The sequence below is a fragment of the Cryobacterium cryoconiti genome, assembly GCF_004403065.1.
GTDB lineage: Bacteria > Actinomycetota > Actinomycetes > Actinomycetales > Microbacteriaceae > Cryobacterium > Cryobacterium cryoconiti.
The window spans coordinates 29,750-44,302 of sequence record NZ_SOHA01000015.1 but is presented as its reverse complement, the minus strand read 5'-3'; the positions used below and the strand labels follow the sequence as shown (position 1 = coordinate 44,302).

Here is a 14,553-nt window from a genome sequence, read left to right as displayed (position 1 = left end):
CCCGGGCACGGCTGCCGGCACGGCCGACGGTCGCGAACTCGCCGCCCGGGCCTTTGCGATGGCGGTGCTCGCCGCCGCGGCAGCCGCCGCCGGGGTCTGGGCCCGCGCCGGGGTCACCCGCGGGGCACTCGCCGTTTACGTGAGCGCTGCCATCGCGCCCGTCTGCGCGGGGTACCGCGCACTGCACACCCGGGGGTAGACGCAGGGTAGAATCGAACAACATGACTGTGATCCGGCCATCACCGGTGAGTCTTCGGAAGAACGGCAATCATCCTCGCGGTGGTTCCCAGTAGAACCGAACGGGTCGGGCCCGTCACAGCCTCAGAACAAGCGGTTTCCCGGAGTTTCGGCCTCGGGCGGCAAGCGAGGTGGTACCGCGGCGAATCCCGTTCGGAGTCGGCGTCCTCGTGGAACAGGGGCAGAACTGGCTCTTCCAGCACCGGAGGAGCACAGCCTGCCCGACTCGTCCAGGAGATTCATGACGTACCCCCAAGGCCAGCAGTCCGGTTCCACCGACCAGCCCGGCGGCATCGTGCCCTCGCCGAACTTCCCCCAGATCGAAACCGACGTGCTCGCGTTCTGGAAGAACGACGGCACCTTCCAGGCGTCGATCGACAACCGGGCGGATGCCCCCGAGTGGGTCTTCTACGACGGCCCGCCCTTCGCCAACGGGCTGCCCCACTACGGCCACCTGCTCACCGGGTACGCGAAGGACCTCTTCCCGCGCTTCCAGACCATGCGCGGCAAGCTCGTGCACCGCCGCTTCGGCTGGGACACGCACGGCCTGCCGGCCGAGCTCGAAGCCGAACGCGAACTCGGCATCACCGACAAGAGCGAGATCGAGAAGATGGGCATCGGCGCGTTCAACGCCGTCGCCCGCAGCTCCGTGCTCAAGTACACCAGGGTGTGGGAAGAATACGTCACCCGTCAGGCGCGCTGGGTCGACTTCGAGAACGACTACAAGACCCTCGACGTGACCTTCATGGAGTCCGTGATCTGGGCGTTCAAGAGGCTGCACGACAAGGGCCTGGCCTACGAGGGCTACCGGGTCCTGCCGTACTGCTGGCGCGACCAGACGCCGCTGTCCAACCACGAACTGCGCATGGACGACGACGTCTACAAGATGCGTCAGGACCAGACCGTCACGGTCACCTTCCCGCTCGTGGGTGCCAAGGCCGAGGCACTCGGGCTGACCGCCGTGCGCGCCCTCGCCTGGACGACCACTCCGTGGACGCTCCCGACGAACCTGGCGCTCGCCGTGGGGCCGGAGATCGTCTACGCCGTCGTGCCGGCCGGCCCGAACGGCACCCCGGATGCGACCGTGCTGCGGGAGGGCGCCGCGGCGTCCGCCGCCACCGAGGTTCTCGGCGCCGAATACCTGATCGCGATCGACCTGGTCGGCAATTACGCCAAGGACCTCGGATACGAGTCGGCGGCCGACGCCGTCGCCGCCGTGTCGCGCACCGTCATCGGTGCCGATCTCGAAGGCGTCTCCTACGACCGTCTGTTCGACTACTACGCCGACACCGCCCTCTGGGGCACCCAGAACGCGTGGACCATTGTCGTGGCCGACTACGTCACCACTGCGGACGGCACCGGCATCGTGCACCAGGCCCCTGCCTATGGCGAGGAGGACCAGAAGATCTGCGAGGCCGCCGGCATCCCGGTGATCATCTCCCTCGACGCGGGCGGCAAGTTCCTCGCCGACGTGCCCGAGGTCGCCGGCCAGCTCTGGAGCGACGCCAACAAGCCCCTCACGCAGCTGATCAGGAACGAGGGCCGCCTGCTCCGCCAGGCCAGCTACGAGCACTCGTACCCGCACTGCTGGCGGTGCCGCAACCCGTTGATCTACAAGGCCGTGTCGAGCTGGTTCGTTCGCGTCACGGATTTCCGGGACCGCATGGTCGACCTCAACCAGGACATCAACTGGGTGCCGGAGAACGTCAAGGACGGCCAGTTCGGCAAGTGGATCGGCAACGCCCGCGACTGGTCGATCAGCCGCAACCGGTACTGGGGTTCGCCCATCCCGGTGTGGAAGAGCGACAACCCCGACTACCCGCGCATCGACGTCTACGGCTCGCTCGACGAGCTCGAGGCCGACTTCGGCGTGCGCCCCACCGACTTGCACCGGCCCTACATCGACGAGCTCACGCGCCCGAACCCCGACGACCCCACCGGGCAGTCCACCATGCGGCGCATCACGGATGTGCTCGACGTCTGGTTCGACTCCGGCTCGATGCCGTTCGCCCAGGTGCACTACCCGTTCGAGAACGCCGACTGGTTCGACAGCCACAACCCGGCCGACTTCATCGTGGAGTACATCGGGCAGACCCGCGGCTGGTTCTACATGCTGCACACGCTCTCCACCGCCCTGTTCGACCGCCCGGCGTTCAAGAACGTGGTCAGCCACGGCATCGTGCTCGGCAACGACGGGCAGAAGATGTCCAAGTCGCTGCGCAACTACCCCGACGTCAACGAGGTCTTCGACCGTGACGGCTCAGATGCCATGCGCTGGTTCCTGATGAGTTCCTCCGTGTTGCGCGGTGGCAACCTGATCGTCACCGAGGAGGGCATCCGCGAGGGTGCCCGCCAGGTCATGCTGCCGCTCTGGAGCACCTGGTACTTCTTCTCCCTCTACGCCAACGCGTCCGGCGAGAACGGCTACGACGCCAGCTGGCGCACCGATTCCACCGACGTGCTCGACCGGTACCTGCTGGCCAAGACCCGCGACCTGATCGTGGAGGTCACGGCCGATCTGGAGGCCCTCGACAGCACCCAGGCGACCGCCCGGCTGCGGGACTTCGCCGACGTGCTCACCAACTGGTACGTTCGCCGTTCGCGCGACCGGTTCTGGGCCGGCGCCGCGGTCGAGGTCCCGGTCTCGACAGGCTCGACCACCGCGACCACCGCGAACGAGGCCTTCGACACGCTCTATACCGTGCTCGAAACGGTCACCCGGGTGGCCGCGCCGATGCTCCCGCTCGTCACCGAGCGCATCTGGCAGGGGCTCACCGGCGGTCGCAGCGTGCACCTGACCGACTGGCCCGACGCCGACCTGTTCCCGGCGGATGCCCCGCTCGTCACCGCCATGGACCAGGTGCGCACCATCAGTTCCACCGTGCTGTCGCTGCGCAAGCAGGCCGGGCTCCGCGTGCGCCTGCCGCTGGCCACCCTCACGGTGGTCACCGCCGACACCGCGGCCCTGGCCCCGTTCGAGGGCATCCTGCGCGACGAGCTCAACGTCAAGAGCGTGCGCCTGGTCGAGCTGGCCGACGACAGCGCGAGCGCCTACGGCGTGACCTCCCGGCTCACCGTGAACGCCCGGGTCGCCGGCCCCCGCCTCGGCAAGGCGGTGCAGCAGGTCATCAAGGCCGCCCGGGCGGGCGACTGGAGCGAAACCGACGGCGTCGTCACCGCCGGTGGCATCGACCTGGTCGCGGGGGAGTATGAGCTCGTGCTGCAGACCGGTCCGGCCGACGGTTCCCCCGTCGACGCCGACGCGGCAACGGATGCCCCGGCCCTGGCCCTCCTGGCGGGCGGCGGTTTCGTGCTGCTCGAGACGCAGACCACGCCCGAACTCGAGGCGGAGGGCTTCGCCCGAGACCTGATCCGCGCCGTGCAGGACACCCGCAAGTCGGCCGGATTCGAGGTGAGCGACCGCATCCGTCTCGATCTCGTCTTCTACTCCGCCGAGGACGCCGAGACCTTCGCCCTCGCACCGGGTGTCGACGTCGCCGCAGAGACCCTGACCCTCCGGTTCGCGACGCATGTGGCAGCTGAGGTGCCCGAGGACAGCCTCCTGCACGGCCTGCCGTCCGAATGGCTGCAGAGCCTCGCCGGTTTCCCCGTGGAGCACTATGTGCTGTTCGAGGCCGGCCAGTACGCCAACCGGGGGACCGTCCTGGTCGCCGTCGCCCGAGAGAACGGACTCGTCCATGTCTGAATCGAAGAAGCCCGGCTCGAAGAAGCCCGGATCGAAGGCGTCGCGCCCACCGGTCGACGCCGCGCGCGAGGCCGGTGACGCCGTCTTCGCCGCCCTCCTCACCCGCGTGGGAGAGGGATCGCCCAAGCCGCGCCTGGCCCCGACCCGCCGGGCGCTCGAGCTGCTGGGCGACCCGCAGACCGTGTACCCGATCATCCACATCACCGGCACGAACGGCAAGACCAGCACGAGCCGCATCACCGAGAGCATCGTGCGCGCCTACGGACTCCGCACCGGGCTGATGACGAGCCCGCACCTGGTGCGCCTCAACGAGCGCATCGTGATCGACGGGGAGTCCATCACCGACGAGGCCCTGGCGGCGAACTGGGCCGACATCGAGCCGTTCCTGCAGATGGTCGACGCCGAGCTCGTCGCCGCCGGCGACGACGCGCTCACCTTCTTCGAGGCGCTCACCGTGCTGGCCTTCGCCTGCTTCGCCGACGCCCCCGTCGACGTCGCCGTCGTCGAGGTCGGCATGGGCGGCGAGTGGGATTCCACCAATGTCGCCGACGGGCAGGTGGCCGTGTTCACACCCATCGCCCTCGACCACACCCTGCGCCTGGGCGACACCATCGCCGAGATCGCCAGAACCAAGGCGGGCATCATCAAACCGTCCGCCGCCGTGGTCTCCGCCCGGCAGACCCCGGCCGCACAGGCGGAACTCGAGCGCGCTGCAGAGCTGACCGAGTCGACCCTGGCCGCCGAGGGCGAGGGGTTCGCCTGTCTCAGCAGCCAGGTCGCCGTCGGCGGGCAGCTCATCTCCGTGCGTGGCCTGGCCGGCACCTACTCCGACCTGTTCCTTCCGCTGTACGGCACCCATCAGGCCCAGAACGCGGCGGTGGCGATCGCCGCCGTGGAATCGTTCCTCGGCGCGGGGGCCACCGCACTCTCCGGTGAACTGGTCGAGGAGGGGCTCGCCCAGGTCACCTCGCCCGGACGCCTGCAGCTGGTCGGCATCGAACCGACCGTGCTGGTGGATGCCGCGCACAACCCGCACGGCGCCGCGGCCCTCAGCGCGGCGCTGGCCGACTACTTCGACTTCGACGAGATCGTGGCCGTGGTGGGCATCCTTGCCGATAAGGACGCGACCGGCATCATCGCCGCCCTCACGCCCACGGTGACCCGGTTCCACGTCACGCAGTCCCAGTCGGAGCGCGCCATCGGCGTCGACGACCTGGCCGATCTGGTGGCCGGCGTCGGCAGCGAGGAGAGCACCATCCGATTCGACGAACTCAGCCAGGCACTCGACTCCGCGCGGGACTGGGCCCTCGAGGCCCCCAAGCGTGCCGTGATCGTGACCGGATCGATCACCCTGGTCGGGGAAGCGATCACTCTGGCCGACGCCCGGGAATGGCTGGCGAAATGACCCCCGCACCGCGGTCGGTCAAGCGCACCCTCGCGACGATCGTGCTCGGCTTCGAGGTGATCGTGGTGGCCTTGGCCGCCCTCGTGATCTTCGGCCTGGGGGCGCTGCCGCCCCTGCTCGCCCTGGGCGGGGGAGCCCTGCTGGCTCTGCTCATGGTGGCCGTCCTCGCCCTGCTGCGGTATGAGTGGGCCTATGTCGCCGGCTGGATCCTGCAGCTGATCATGGTGGCCGCCGGCTTCCTCAACCCGGCCATGTTCTTCGTCGGCGGCATGTTCGCGGCCATGTGGGCCTACTGCATGATCTCCGGCTCCCGAATCGACAACCAGAACCAGCAGTTCAACCAGTTCAACTCGAACAACGAGAACAACGAGAACAACGAGAAAGAGAACTCATGAGCACTCAGGTCCAGGAAACTCTCGTATTGGTCAAACCGGATGGCGTTGCCCGCAACCTCTCCGGGGAGATCCTGCGCCGCATCGAGCAGAAGGGGTATTCCCTCGTCGACGCGAAGCTCGTGCAGGCCGACCGGTCCCTGCTGGCCGAGCACTACGCCGAGCACCAGGGCAAGCCGTTCTTCGAACCGCTCGTCGAGTTCATGGAAAGCGGCCCGATCCTCGTGCTGCGCATCGCCGGCGAACGTGTGATCGAGGGTTTCCGCTCCCTGGCCGGCACGACCGATCCCACTACAGCCGCTCCCGGCACAATCCGCGGCGACTTCGGCCGCGACTGGGGCACCAAGGTGCAGCAGAACCTCGTGCACGGCTCCGACTCGCCCGAGTCCGCCGACCGCGAACTCGCCCTCTGGTTCTCCTGACCCAGACTGTGCATCGAACAGCCGCTTCCCGAATCTCGGGGGAGCGGCTGTTCTTTTTCAACCGGGCGATCGCCCGGCTACCGGCATCCGTCACCGGGGTGACGACGCTCGAGCGGGCCCGCCGGGGCTCGCGGCTCAGGGTGTGGAAGCCGGCGCAGGGTAGAGCGTGCGCCTGCTTCCGCACGGTGCGCCGCGACGGATGTGGGTAGGTGACTCTGGGGGATCGCGCACCGGGTCTCGACAGGCTCGACCACCGACGGGGTGGACCGCGCGGGGCACGTGGTCGGCCTAGAGGCGGTTCAGGAAGTCCATGTGCAGCTGGGCGATGACGGCGGCCACCAGATAGCAGCCGATCGTGATCACCACGATCCACGAGTAGGCGCCCGCCGCGATGCGACGCACGAAGGGGGAGGCCGGCAGGTTGCCTGCCGTGAGGTTGTGCAGGGTCACGGCCAGGAACATCGGGATGGTGATCGACCACGTCACCATGCACCAGGGGCAGAGCACGTCCAGCACGAAGTAGCTCTGAGCCATCAGCCAGATCACGAAGGCGAGAGCGCCGGTCAGACCCACGTTCAGCGCGACCCAGAACCAACGGGCGAACTGCGCACCGGCCAGGATTGCGGCGCCGATCGTGATCACGACCGTCCAGGCCATCAGCCCGATGACCGGATTGGGGAAGCCCAGGATGGCGCCCTGCCAGGAGCCCAGGTTGGTGCTGCACCCCACCAGCACGCTGAAGTTGCAGGACAGCTGGGCCTGCGGATCCTCCAGAATGGCGAACTTGTCCAGGGTGAGCAGGAACGCCGCAGTGAGGGCGATCGCACCACCGATGATGAAGAAGACGGCGAGCCCGATGGGGCGCTTGACAGGCTCGGTGAGGTGCACCATCGGATTATGTCATGTGCCTCGCACGTGTTCCTGAGAATGCATGCGATAATCGGAACAGTCGCTTGAGCCGCGCTCAAGCTGACGCCAGAGAAGGCTTAATGGGCCGTAAATGCCCAGATTCATTGGTCCCACGACCAAAGGTATTAGCAACCAGAGCCAAGAGCCGGTTGCGAACGAAGAGGATTCCCGAGGGTTTCGCGCAAGCGTGATCCTCCCACGAGAGAGTAGCCGGATGGGTGGCGCGGTCGCCCACACCGGTCAAGGAGCGCACCAGTGATGGTGGAAGACAACGAAAACAATAAAAAACGCAAGGGTTTGTTCGGCACGCGACGCACCATGAGGCGTGCCGCCGCGCCCATGACCGCTCCGGATGCCGCGCCCGCCGCCCCGGAGTCAGCCGATTCGTTCGCTGCCCCGGCAACCACCGAGCCGGTCACAGCGACGACGCCGGCCCCCGCCCACACCGATGACGCCGTGACCGAGCCGGCTGCGGCCGCTCCGTTCGGCGGAGCCCCCGACCAAGAACAGGACGCAGCCGTGGAAACGACGCCGCCGCCCACCCCGCCCACCGACGTGGTTCGTCGCCCGTCGACGTCGCTCGTATTCCAGGCCCCGGTCATCGTGCCGCTGCCGGCCCGCACCGGCGTCCGTCGGGACGCCGCGCGCCAGGATCCGCGCCAGGACAACCGTCAGGACACCCGCCCCGACCAGCGGCAGGACCATGATGACGAGGGTGACGAAACGTCGACCGTCCGCCGTCGCGCCCGCCGCCGCACCGGCGACGAGAACCGGTCCGGATCCGACGACCCGGCGAACACCGTCGTGCGCGTGCGCACCCCCCGGGAACCCGAGCTGATCACCGAGCCCCAGCGCATCAAGGGCTCCACCCGGCTCGAGGCCAAGAAGCAGCGTCGCCGCGACGGCCGCGATGCCGGCCGTCGCCGTCCGGTGATCACGGAGGCCGAGTTCCTCGCCCGCCGTGAATCCGTCGACCGGGTCATGGTCGTGCGGGCCAAGCACAACAAGATCCAGATCGGCGTGCTGGAAGACGGTGTGCTGGTCGAGCACTACGTCGCCAAGAACCAGGACGCCTCGCTGATCGGCAACGTCTACCTCGGCAAGGTGCAGAACGTGCTCCCGAGCATGGAAGCCGCCTTCGTCGACATCGGACGCGGCCGCAACGCCGTGCTCTACTCCGGTGAGGTCGATTGGGACGCCGCCGCAGTCAACTCCGGCAACAGCAGCCAGGCGCGTCGCATCGAGCTCGCGCTCAAGCCGGGCGACAAGGTGCTCGTGCAGGTCACCAAGGACCCGATCGGCCACAAGGGTGCCCGCCTCACCAGCCAGGTCTCGCTGCCCGGCCGCTACCTCGTCTACGTGCCGAACGGCTCGATGAACGGCATCAGCCGCAAGCTGCCCGACACCGAGCGGGCCCGCCTGAAGAAGATCCTCAAGGAGGTCCTGCCCGAGAACGTGGGCGTCATCGTGCGCACCGCGGCCGAGGGCGCCACCGACGAGCAGCTCACGCTCGACGTCAACCGGCTCACCTCGCAGTGGGCGTCCATCGCCAGGCAGGTGGACACGGTGCAGGCGCCGGCCCTGCTGCACAGCGAGCCCGACTTGCTGATCAAGATCGTGCGGGATGTCTTCAACGAGGACTTCCAGAAGATGGTCATCTCCGGCGAGGAATCGCGTGAGGTCATCGAGGCGTACCTGCGCCAGGTCGCCCCTGACCTGGTCGAGCGCGTCGAACGCTACGAGGGTGAGAACGACGCCTTCGACGAGTACCGCATCTCGGAGCAGATCGAGAAGGCCCTCGACCGCAAGGTCTGGCTGCCGTCGGGCGGATCCCTCGTGATCGACCGCACCGAGGCCATGACCGTCGTCGACGTCAACACCGGCAAATTCGTCGGCTCCGGTGGCAACCTCGAAGAGACGGTCACGAAGAACAACCTCGAGGCTGCCGAAGAAATCGTTCGCCAGCTGCGCCTGCGCGACATCGGCGGCATCATCGTGGTCGACTTCATCGACATGGTTCTCGAAACCAACCGCGACCTCGTACTGCGCCGCATGCTCGAATGCCTGAGCCGCGACCGCACCAAGCACCAGGTCGCCGAGGTCACCTCGCTCGGACTCGTGCAGATGACCCGCAAGAAACTCGGACTCGGCCTGCTGGAATCGTTCAGCGAGAACTGCGAGGCCTGCGCCGGCCGTGGCATCGTCATCCACCACGATCCGGTGCTCAAGCACCGCCAGACCGCCCAGCCGGCGATGGAGCGTCGCCCGCGCAGCAAGGCGAGCAGCAACTCCGGCGGCGACAACGGGCACCGTGGCGGTGGCAACGGCCAGACCGGTGGCACCGCGAACGCGCCGCAGGTCGATGCCGTCAAGGCGGGCCACGGCACGCACGGCATCACCGAGGACGCCAAGCACGCCCTCGCCCTGATCGCCGCGCGCACCATCCCCCGCGCACTGACCGGTTCCATTCCGATCATCGCCCTGCCCGAGGCGACGCCGGACTCGACTCCCGCGGAGAAGGCGGCCGCTCCTGCGGTCACCGTCGAGGCGCCATCCGTCGCACCCGCAGCCCCGGCTGCCGAGGTCGATCCGATCGAGGCGGCTGTGAACGAGGCCGCTGCCGCGGAGACGTCCACTCCGCCGGCACGCCGCAGCCGCCGGGCGTCCTCCACGCCCCGCCAGCGGGCCGCAGCGCCCGTCGTGCTCGACCAGACCCCGGTGGAGCAGGCACCGCAGGCCCCGAACGCGGCACCAGCCGTGACCGAGGCCGCGACGGCCGACGACGACGAGCCGGTCGCCATCCTGGACATCCCGGTGAAGAAGTCCTCGCGCAGCCGCCGGACGGTCAGCAAGCAGGTCACCGACCAGCTGCTGGATTCGGTGCTGGACTCCCTGCCCGAGCCCAAGCAGCCCGGCCAGGGGCGTTCGCGCAGCCGCCGGGTGACGACGGCCGGTGGATCCACCGGGTCGGCGCAGCCGATCGTGGCACCCACCTCGGAGCCGCAGCAGTAACGACCCACCCGACCGGGCGACCGATGGTGTGAGGGCCCCCGGGCCACTCGACCGCCGGTCGCCCGCCGTCGTTGACGCCGCTGCGCCGTCAGGACGCCGGGGGGTGAGTGCGGGCAGCGCGCTCGCGCGCGCTCACCCGCAGGCCGCTGGCACGCAATCGGAGCACCAGTTCCCGATTGCCCACCGGATGCGCCCCCGCGGCCACCAGGGCGTCGTGCAGGCGTTGGGGCACGTCGTAGTGATCCAGATCGAAGCCGCGGCGGGGGATGCCGTTGGCCTCCGCGAACGCGTGCAGTTCGGCCAGGGACGAATCACTGACAAGATGGGACCAGACGGTGCCATGCGCGGGCCACACGGGCTGGTCGATCAACACGGTCATCGTCCGAGTCTATGATCCGCCCTCGGTTTGACCGTTGCAGGATGATCGGCTAACGTTGACTTTTGGTGTGCGATGGGCCTTTGCCCCCGCGATCACCGAGGTTTTCTGAAAGCGACGGGCCGACTTGGTCTGTTCAAAGCAGTAACTTTCCATCACGGGGCCTCACGGCTCCCCAGAGATAGGTACGTAACGTGGTTTACGCAGTTGTGCGCGCCGGTGGGCGGCAGGAAAAGGTAGAGGTCGGAACCATCGTCACGATGGACCGAATCAAAGCCAACAAGGACGGCAACGTCGAGCTGGCCGCTGTGCTTCTCGTCGACGGCGACACGATCACCTCTGACTCGCAGTCACTGGCCAAGATCACGGTTACCGCCGAGGTCTTGAACGACCTCCGTGGTCCGAAGATCGTCATCCAGAAGTTCAAGAACAAGACCGGGTACAAGAAGCGTCAGGGGCACCGTCAGGAGCTCACTCGCGTTCAGGTTACCGGCATCGCCTAGGCCCTGAGGAGCAGAACAGATGGCACATAAAAAAGGCGCGAGTTCCACTCGCAACGGTCGCGACTCCAACGCCCAGCGCCTCGGCGTGAAGCGTTTCGGCGGTCAGGTTGTCAGCGCGGGCGAGATCATCGTCCGTCAGCGCGGCACGCACTTCCACCCCGGCGTCAACGTCGGCCGTGGTGGCGACGACACGCTCTTCGCTCTCGAGCCCGGCTCGGTTGAGTTCGGCGCCAAGGGCGGCCGCAAGGTCGTCAACATCGTGGTGGCTGCCGCGTAGGCATCCACATCGGTAAGCGTGAGGGCGGGCTTCGGCTCGCCCTTTGCGTGTTTTACGGCACTGCATCTTCACAGCACGACGTCTTCACAGCACCACCGATTTGGCACCACTGAGTTTGTTTGCCACCTGAAAGGGGCACCCCCATGGCCACGTTTGTTGACCACGTCACTCTTCACCTGCGAGCAGGCAACGGAGGGAACGGATGTGTCTCCGTCAAGCGTGAGAAGTTCAAGCCTCTCGCCGGCCCTGACGGCGGCAACGGCGGAAGCGGCGGCGACATCGTGCTCGTGGCCGACCCCAACGTGACCACTCTCCTCGGCTACCACCGGTCCCCGCACCGCAGTTCCGCCAACGGCGGCCCCGGCATGGGTGACCACCGCGCCGGCTTCGGCAGCGAGCTGATGGAACTGGCCGTGCCGCTCGGCACGGTGGTGAAGGACGCCGAGGGCAACGAGCTCGCCGACATGACCGAACCGGGCTTCCGCATCGTCGTGGCGCCCGGCGGCCAGGGTGGGCTCGGCAACGCCGCCCTCGCCTCGCTCAAGCGCAAAGCCCCCGGTTTCGCCCTGCTCGGCACCTACGGCTGGGAAGGCGATATCCAGCTCGAACTCAAGACCGTGGCGGATGTCGCGCTCGTCGGCTACCCGTCGGCCGGCAAGTCCAGCCTGATCGCGGCCATGTCGGCCGCCCGCCCCAAGATCGCGGACTACCCGTTCACGACCCTGCACCCCAACCTCGGCGTCGTGGATGCCGGAGAGGTGCGTTACACCGTCGCCGACGTGCCCGGCCTGATCGAGGGCGCGAGCCAGGGCAAGGGGCTCGGCCTTGAATTCCTGCGCCATGTGGAGCGGTGCACGGCCCTGCTGCACATTCTCGACTGCGCCACGCTCGACCCCGACCGTGACCCGCTCAGCGACCTCGACGTCATCCTCGGGGAGCTCGCCGCGTACCCGGTGCCGGATGGCCAGAAGCCGCTCCTCGAGCGTCCGCAGCTGGTCGCCCTGAACAAGATCGACGTTCCGGAGGGCCGCGAGCTCGCCGAGTTCGTCAAGCCCGACCTCGAGGCCCGCGGATACCGCGTGTTCGAGATCTCGACCGTCAGCCACGAGGGTCTCAAGCAGCTCAACTACGCGCTGGCCGAGACCGTCGAAGCAGGCCGCGTCGAAGCCGCCGCGGCGCAGGCCGTCAAGCCCCGCATCGTGATCCGCCCGAAGCCCGTCGACGACAGCGGTTTCGTGGTCAAGGTCGAGGGTGGCTCGTTCGGCAACATCTACCGGATCATCGGCACCAAGCCGGAGCGCTGGGTGCAGCAGACCGACTTCAAGAACGACGAGGCCGTCGGCTTCCTGGCCGACCGGCTCGCCAAGCTCGGCATTGAGAACGAACTGTTCAAGGCCGGAGCGATCGCCGGGTCCACGGTCATCATCGGCCCGGGCAACGGTGTGGTGTTCGACTGGGAGCCGACCCTGACCTCCACGGCCGAACTGATCACCGCTCCGCGAGGCACCGACACCCGGCTGGACGACTCCAAGCGACGCACCAGCAACGAGCGCCGCGAGGAGTACTTCGGCCGGATGGACGCCAAGGCGGCCGCACGCGCCGAACTCATCCGCGAGCGTGAGGCCGGCATGTGGTCCACCGGCGAGGAGGAATACAACGGAGACACCCTCACGGGCGATGGATCCGTCCCGGTGTCGCCCCGCAAGGAGAGCACTACGGAATGAGCAACCGCTCCCGCGCCCAGGTTTCCTCCGCCCGGCGCATCGTGGTCAAGGTCGGTTCCTCCTCGATCAGCGGCGACAACTCCGACCAGATCGCGCCCCTGATCGAGGCTCTGGCCGAGGCCCACGGGCGCGGGGTGGAGGTTGTCCTGGTGTCGAGCGGCGCTGTGGCGAGCGGCATGGACTACCTGAACCTGGATGAGCGGCCGGGCGACCTGGCCACGCAGCAGGCGGCCGCGTCCGTCGGCCAGAACGTGCTCACGGCCCGGTACCAGGAGACCCTCGACCGCTACGGCATCGCCGCTGGGCAGGTTCTCCTGACCGAGGGTGACCTCCTCAACGAACCGCATCGGAGCAACACCCGGCGCGCGGTGAACCGGCTGCTCGACCTGCGCATCCTGCCGATCGTGAACGAGAACGACACCGTCGCGACCTACGGGCTGCGCTTCGGTGACAACGACCGGCTCGCGGCGATGCTGTCGGTGCTGATCCGAGCCGACCTGCTGCTGCTGCTCAGCGACGTGGACGCCCTGTACACCCGGCCCCCACATCTGCCGGGCGCGGAACCCATCGACTTCATCGGCTTCGACCAGGAGCTCGAGGGCATGGAATTCACGGCCAACAAGGGTGCAGGCGTCGTCGGCACCGGCGGAGCGAACACCAAGGTGAAGGCAGCCCGGCTCGCCGCGTCCGCCGGAACGGCCGTTCTCGTCACCGAGACGCGCCTCGCCGCGGAGGCCCTGGCCGGCGGCTCCTGCGGCACCTGGTTCGAGCCCATGCCGACCGCTCCCGGCCGAGCTCTGCTGTGAGCGTGCTGAGTCGACACCAGGTCGCAACAGCGGGCCGCATCGTCGTCAAGGTCGGCTCGTCGTCGATCAGCGGTGCGAACATCGGGCAGATCGCGCCGCTCGTCGACGCACTGGCGGCAGCGCACGGCCGCGGCGCGGAGATCGTGCTGGTCTCCTCCGGCGCCATCGCCACGGGCATGCCCTACCTGCAGCTCGACGAACGACCCACCGACCTGGCCACCCAGCAGGCCGCGGCATCCGTGGGCCAGAACCTGCTCATCTTCCGCTACCAGGACAGCCTCGACCGGTACGACATCGTCGCCGGCCAGGTGTTGCTCACGGCCGGCGACCTCGAGAACCCCGCTCACCGCGGCAACGCCCACCGGGCGATGGACCGGCTGCTCGGCCTGCGCATCCTGCCGATCGTCAACGAGAACGACACCGTGGCGACCCATGAGATCCGCTTCGGCGACAACGACCGGCTCGCGGCCCTGGTCGCCACGCTGATCCACGCCGACCTGCTCGTGCTGCTCAGCGACGTCGACGCCCTCTACACGCGCGCGCCGCACCTGCCGGGCGCCGAACGCATCGACCACGTCGCCTCCGGCGACCGGTTGCAGGGCGTGGAGTTCGGTGCGAGCCGCTCGGGAGTGGGCACCGGGGGTGCCGGCACCAAGGTGTCCGCCGCCCGCATCGCTGCCGAGGCCGGAACCGCGGTGCTGGTCACCTCGACCGGCCTGGTGGCCGAGGCGCTGCGCGGGGACAAAGTCGGAACCTGGTTCGAGCCCGCCCTGCCGTAAACTAC

The 14,553-nt window shown here is 68.3% G+C and carries 12 protein-coding genes and 1 pseudogene; 11 read left to right on the top strand and 2 right to left on the bottom strand.

What is annotated here, in order from left to right; genetic code table 11:
- The 5 genes and pseudogenes from E3T49_RS16135 to ndk form a co-directional block, all read left to right on the top strand.
- Positions 1-199 (top strand): annotated as a pseudogene (locus E3T49_RS16135) (hypothetical protein); the annotation flags it as partial.
- Between the two features lie 279 nt (positions 200-478).
- Positions 479-3,943, top strand: a complete 3,465-nt coding sequence (gene ileS, locus E3T49_RS06290; protein WP_134424106.1) for an isoleucine--tRNA ligase — start codon at positions 479-481, stop codon at positions 3,941-3,943.
- Positions 3,936-5,348 (top strand): bifunctional folylpolyglutamate synthase/dihydrofolate synthase, encoded by a 1,413-nt coding sequence (locus E3T49_RS06285; protein ID WP_134424105.1) that lies wholly within the window; start codon positions 3,936-3,938, stop codon positions 5,346-5,348. Before ileS ends, E3T49_RS06285 begins: the two co-directional genes overlap by 8 nt.
- Entirely contained in the window at positions 5,345-5,743 is a 399-nt protein-coding gene (locus tag E3T49_RS06280; RefSeq protein WP_166785486.1) for a DUF4233 domain-containing protein, read from the top strand. Before E3T49_RS06285 ends, E3T49_RS06280 begins: the two co-directional genes overlap by 4 nt.
- A complete protein-coding gene (ndk, locus tag E3T49_RS06275; RefSeq protein WP_134424103.1) occupies positions 5,740-6,162 on the top strand; it encodes a nucleoside-diphosphate kinase in 423 nt (140 codons plus the stop codon). Before E3T49_RS06280 ends, ndk begins: the two co-directional genes overlap by 4 nt.
- A gap of 288 nt (positions 6,163-6,450) precedes the next feature.
- Here ndk and E3T49_RS06270 read toward each other — a convergent pair whose 3' ends face one another.
- Positions 6,451-7,053: a vitamin K epoxide reductase family protein gene (locus tag E3T49_RS06270; RefSeq protein WP_134424102.1), complete on the bottom strand. Its 603-nt coding sequence runs from the start codon at positions 7,051-7,053 to the stop codon at positions 6,451-6,453.
- A 336-nt stretch (positions 7,054-7,389) separates the two neighbouring features.
- Here E3T49_RS06270 and E3T49_RS06265 point away from each other — a divergent pair, with 336 nt between their 5' ends.
- Entirely contained in the window at positions 7,390-10,083 is a 2,694-nt protein-coding gene (locus tag E3T49_RS06265; protein WP_420898533.1) for an Rne/Rng family ribonuclease, read from the top strand.
- An 88-nt stretch (positions 10,084-10,171) separates the two neighbouring features.
- Here E3T49_RS06265 and E3T49_RS06260 read toward each other — a convergent pair whose 3' ends face one another.
- Positions 10,172-10,462, bottom strand: coding sequence for a DUF4031 domain-containing protein (locus tag E3T49_RS06260; protein ID WP_134424101.1), 291 nt, complete (start codon positions 10,460-10,462; stop codon positions 10,172-10,174).
- Between the two features lie 191 nt (positions 10,463-10,653).
- Between E3T49_RS06260 and rplU the strand changes: the two genes are divergently transcribed.
- The 5 genes from rplU to proB (E3T49_RS06235) all read left to right on the top strand — a co-directional run bounded on the left by rplU (position 10,654) and on the right by proB (E3T49_RS06235) (position 14,548).
- Positions 10,654-10,962: a 50S ribosomal protein L21 gene (rplU, locus tag E3T49_RS06255; protein ID WP_104103412.1), complete on the top strand. Its 309-nt coding sequence runs from the start codon at positions 10,654-10,656 to the stop codon at positions 10,960-10,962.
- 19 nt (positions 10,963-10,981) lie between these two features.
- A complete protein-coding gene (rpmA, locus tag E3T49_RS06250) occupies positions 10,982-11,239 on the top strand; it encodes a 50S ribosomal protein L27 (RefSeq protein ID WP_104169636.1) in 258 nt (85 codons plus the stop codon).
- A gap of 143 nt (positions 11,240-11,382) precedes the next feature.
- The gene (obgE, locus tag E3T49_RS06245) at positions 11,383-12,963 is read left to right on the top strand and encodes a GTPase ObgE (RefSeq protein ID WP_134424100.1); all 1,581 of its coding nucleotides are present in this window, start codon (positions 11,383-11,385) and stop codon (positions 12,961-12,963) included.
- Complete coding sequence (gene proB / locus E3T49_RS06240; RefSeq protein WP_134424099.1) at positions 12,960-13,769, top strand: glutamate 5-kinase; 810 nt, start codon at positions 12,960-12,962, stop codon at positions 13,767-13,769. The genes obgE and proB (E3T49_RS06240) overlap by 4 nt, the downstream gene beginning before the upstream one ends.
- On the top strand, positions 13,766-14,548 hold the full coding sequence (proB, locus tag E3T49_RS06235) for a glutamate 5-kinase (RefSeq protein WP_134424098.1): 783 nt from the start codon (positions 13,766-13,768) through the stop codon (positions 14,546-14,548). The genes proB (E3T49_RS06240) and proB (E3T49_RS06235) overlap by 4 nt, the downstream gene beginning before the upstream one ends.
- Positions 14,549-14,553 lie beyond the last annotated feature (5 nt).

Excerpts from the sequence above, each read along its gene's own strand:
- rpmA (WP_104169636.1), top strand. The coding sequence starts at position 10,982 with ATGGCACATAAAAAAGGCGCGAGTTCCACTCGCAACGGTCGCGACTCC.
- E3T49_RS06285 (WP_134424105.1), top strand. The coding sequence starts at position 3,936 with ATGTCTGAATCGAAGAAGCCCGGCTCGAAGAAGCCCGGATCGAAGGCG.
- E3T49_RS06270 (WP_134424102.1), bottom strand. The coding sequence starts at position 7,053 with ATGGTGCACCTCACCGAGCCTGTCAAGCGCCCCATCGGGCTCGCCGTC.
- obgE (WP_134424100.1), top strand. The coding sequence starts at position 11,383 with ATGGCCACGTTTGTTGACCACGTCACTCTTCACCTGCGAGCAGGCAAC.
- E3T49_RS06280 (WP_166785486.1), top strand. The coding sequence starts at position 5,345 with ATGACCCCCGCACCGCGGTCGGTCAAGCGCACCCTCGCGACGATCGTG.
- proB (WP_134424099.1), top strand. The coding sequence starts at position 12,960 with ATGAGCAACCGCTCCCGCGCCCAGGTTTCCTCCGCCCGGCGCATCGTG.
- E3T49_RS06260 (WP_134424101.1), bottom strand. The coding sequence starts at position 10,462 with ATGACCGTGTTGATCGACCAGCCCGTGTGGCCCGCGCATGGCACCGTC.
- ileS (WP_134424106.1), top strand. The coding sequence starts at position 479 with ATGACGTACCCCCAAGGCCAGCAGTCCGGTTCCACCGACCAGCCCGGC.
- ndk (WP_134424103.1), top strand. The coding sequence starts at position 5,740 with ATGAGCACTCAGGTCCAGGAAACTCTCGTATTGGTCAAACCGGATGGC.
- E3T49_RS06265 (WP_420898533.1), top strand. The coding sequence starts at position 7,390 with ATGAGGCGTGCCGCCGCGCCCATGACCGCTCCGGATGCCGCGCCCGCC.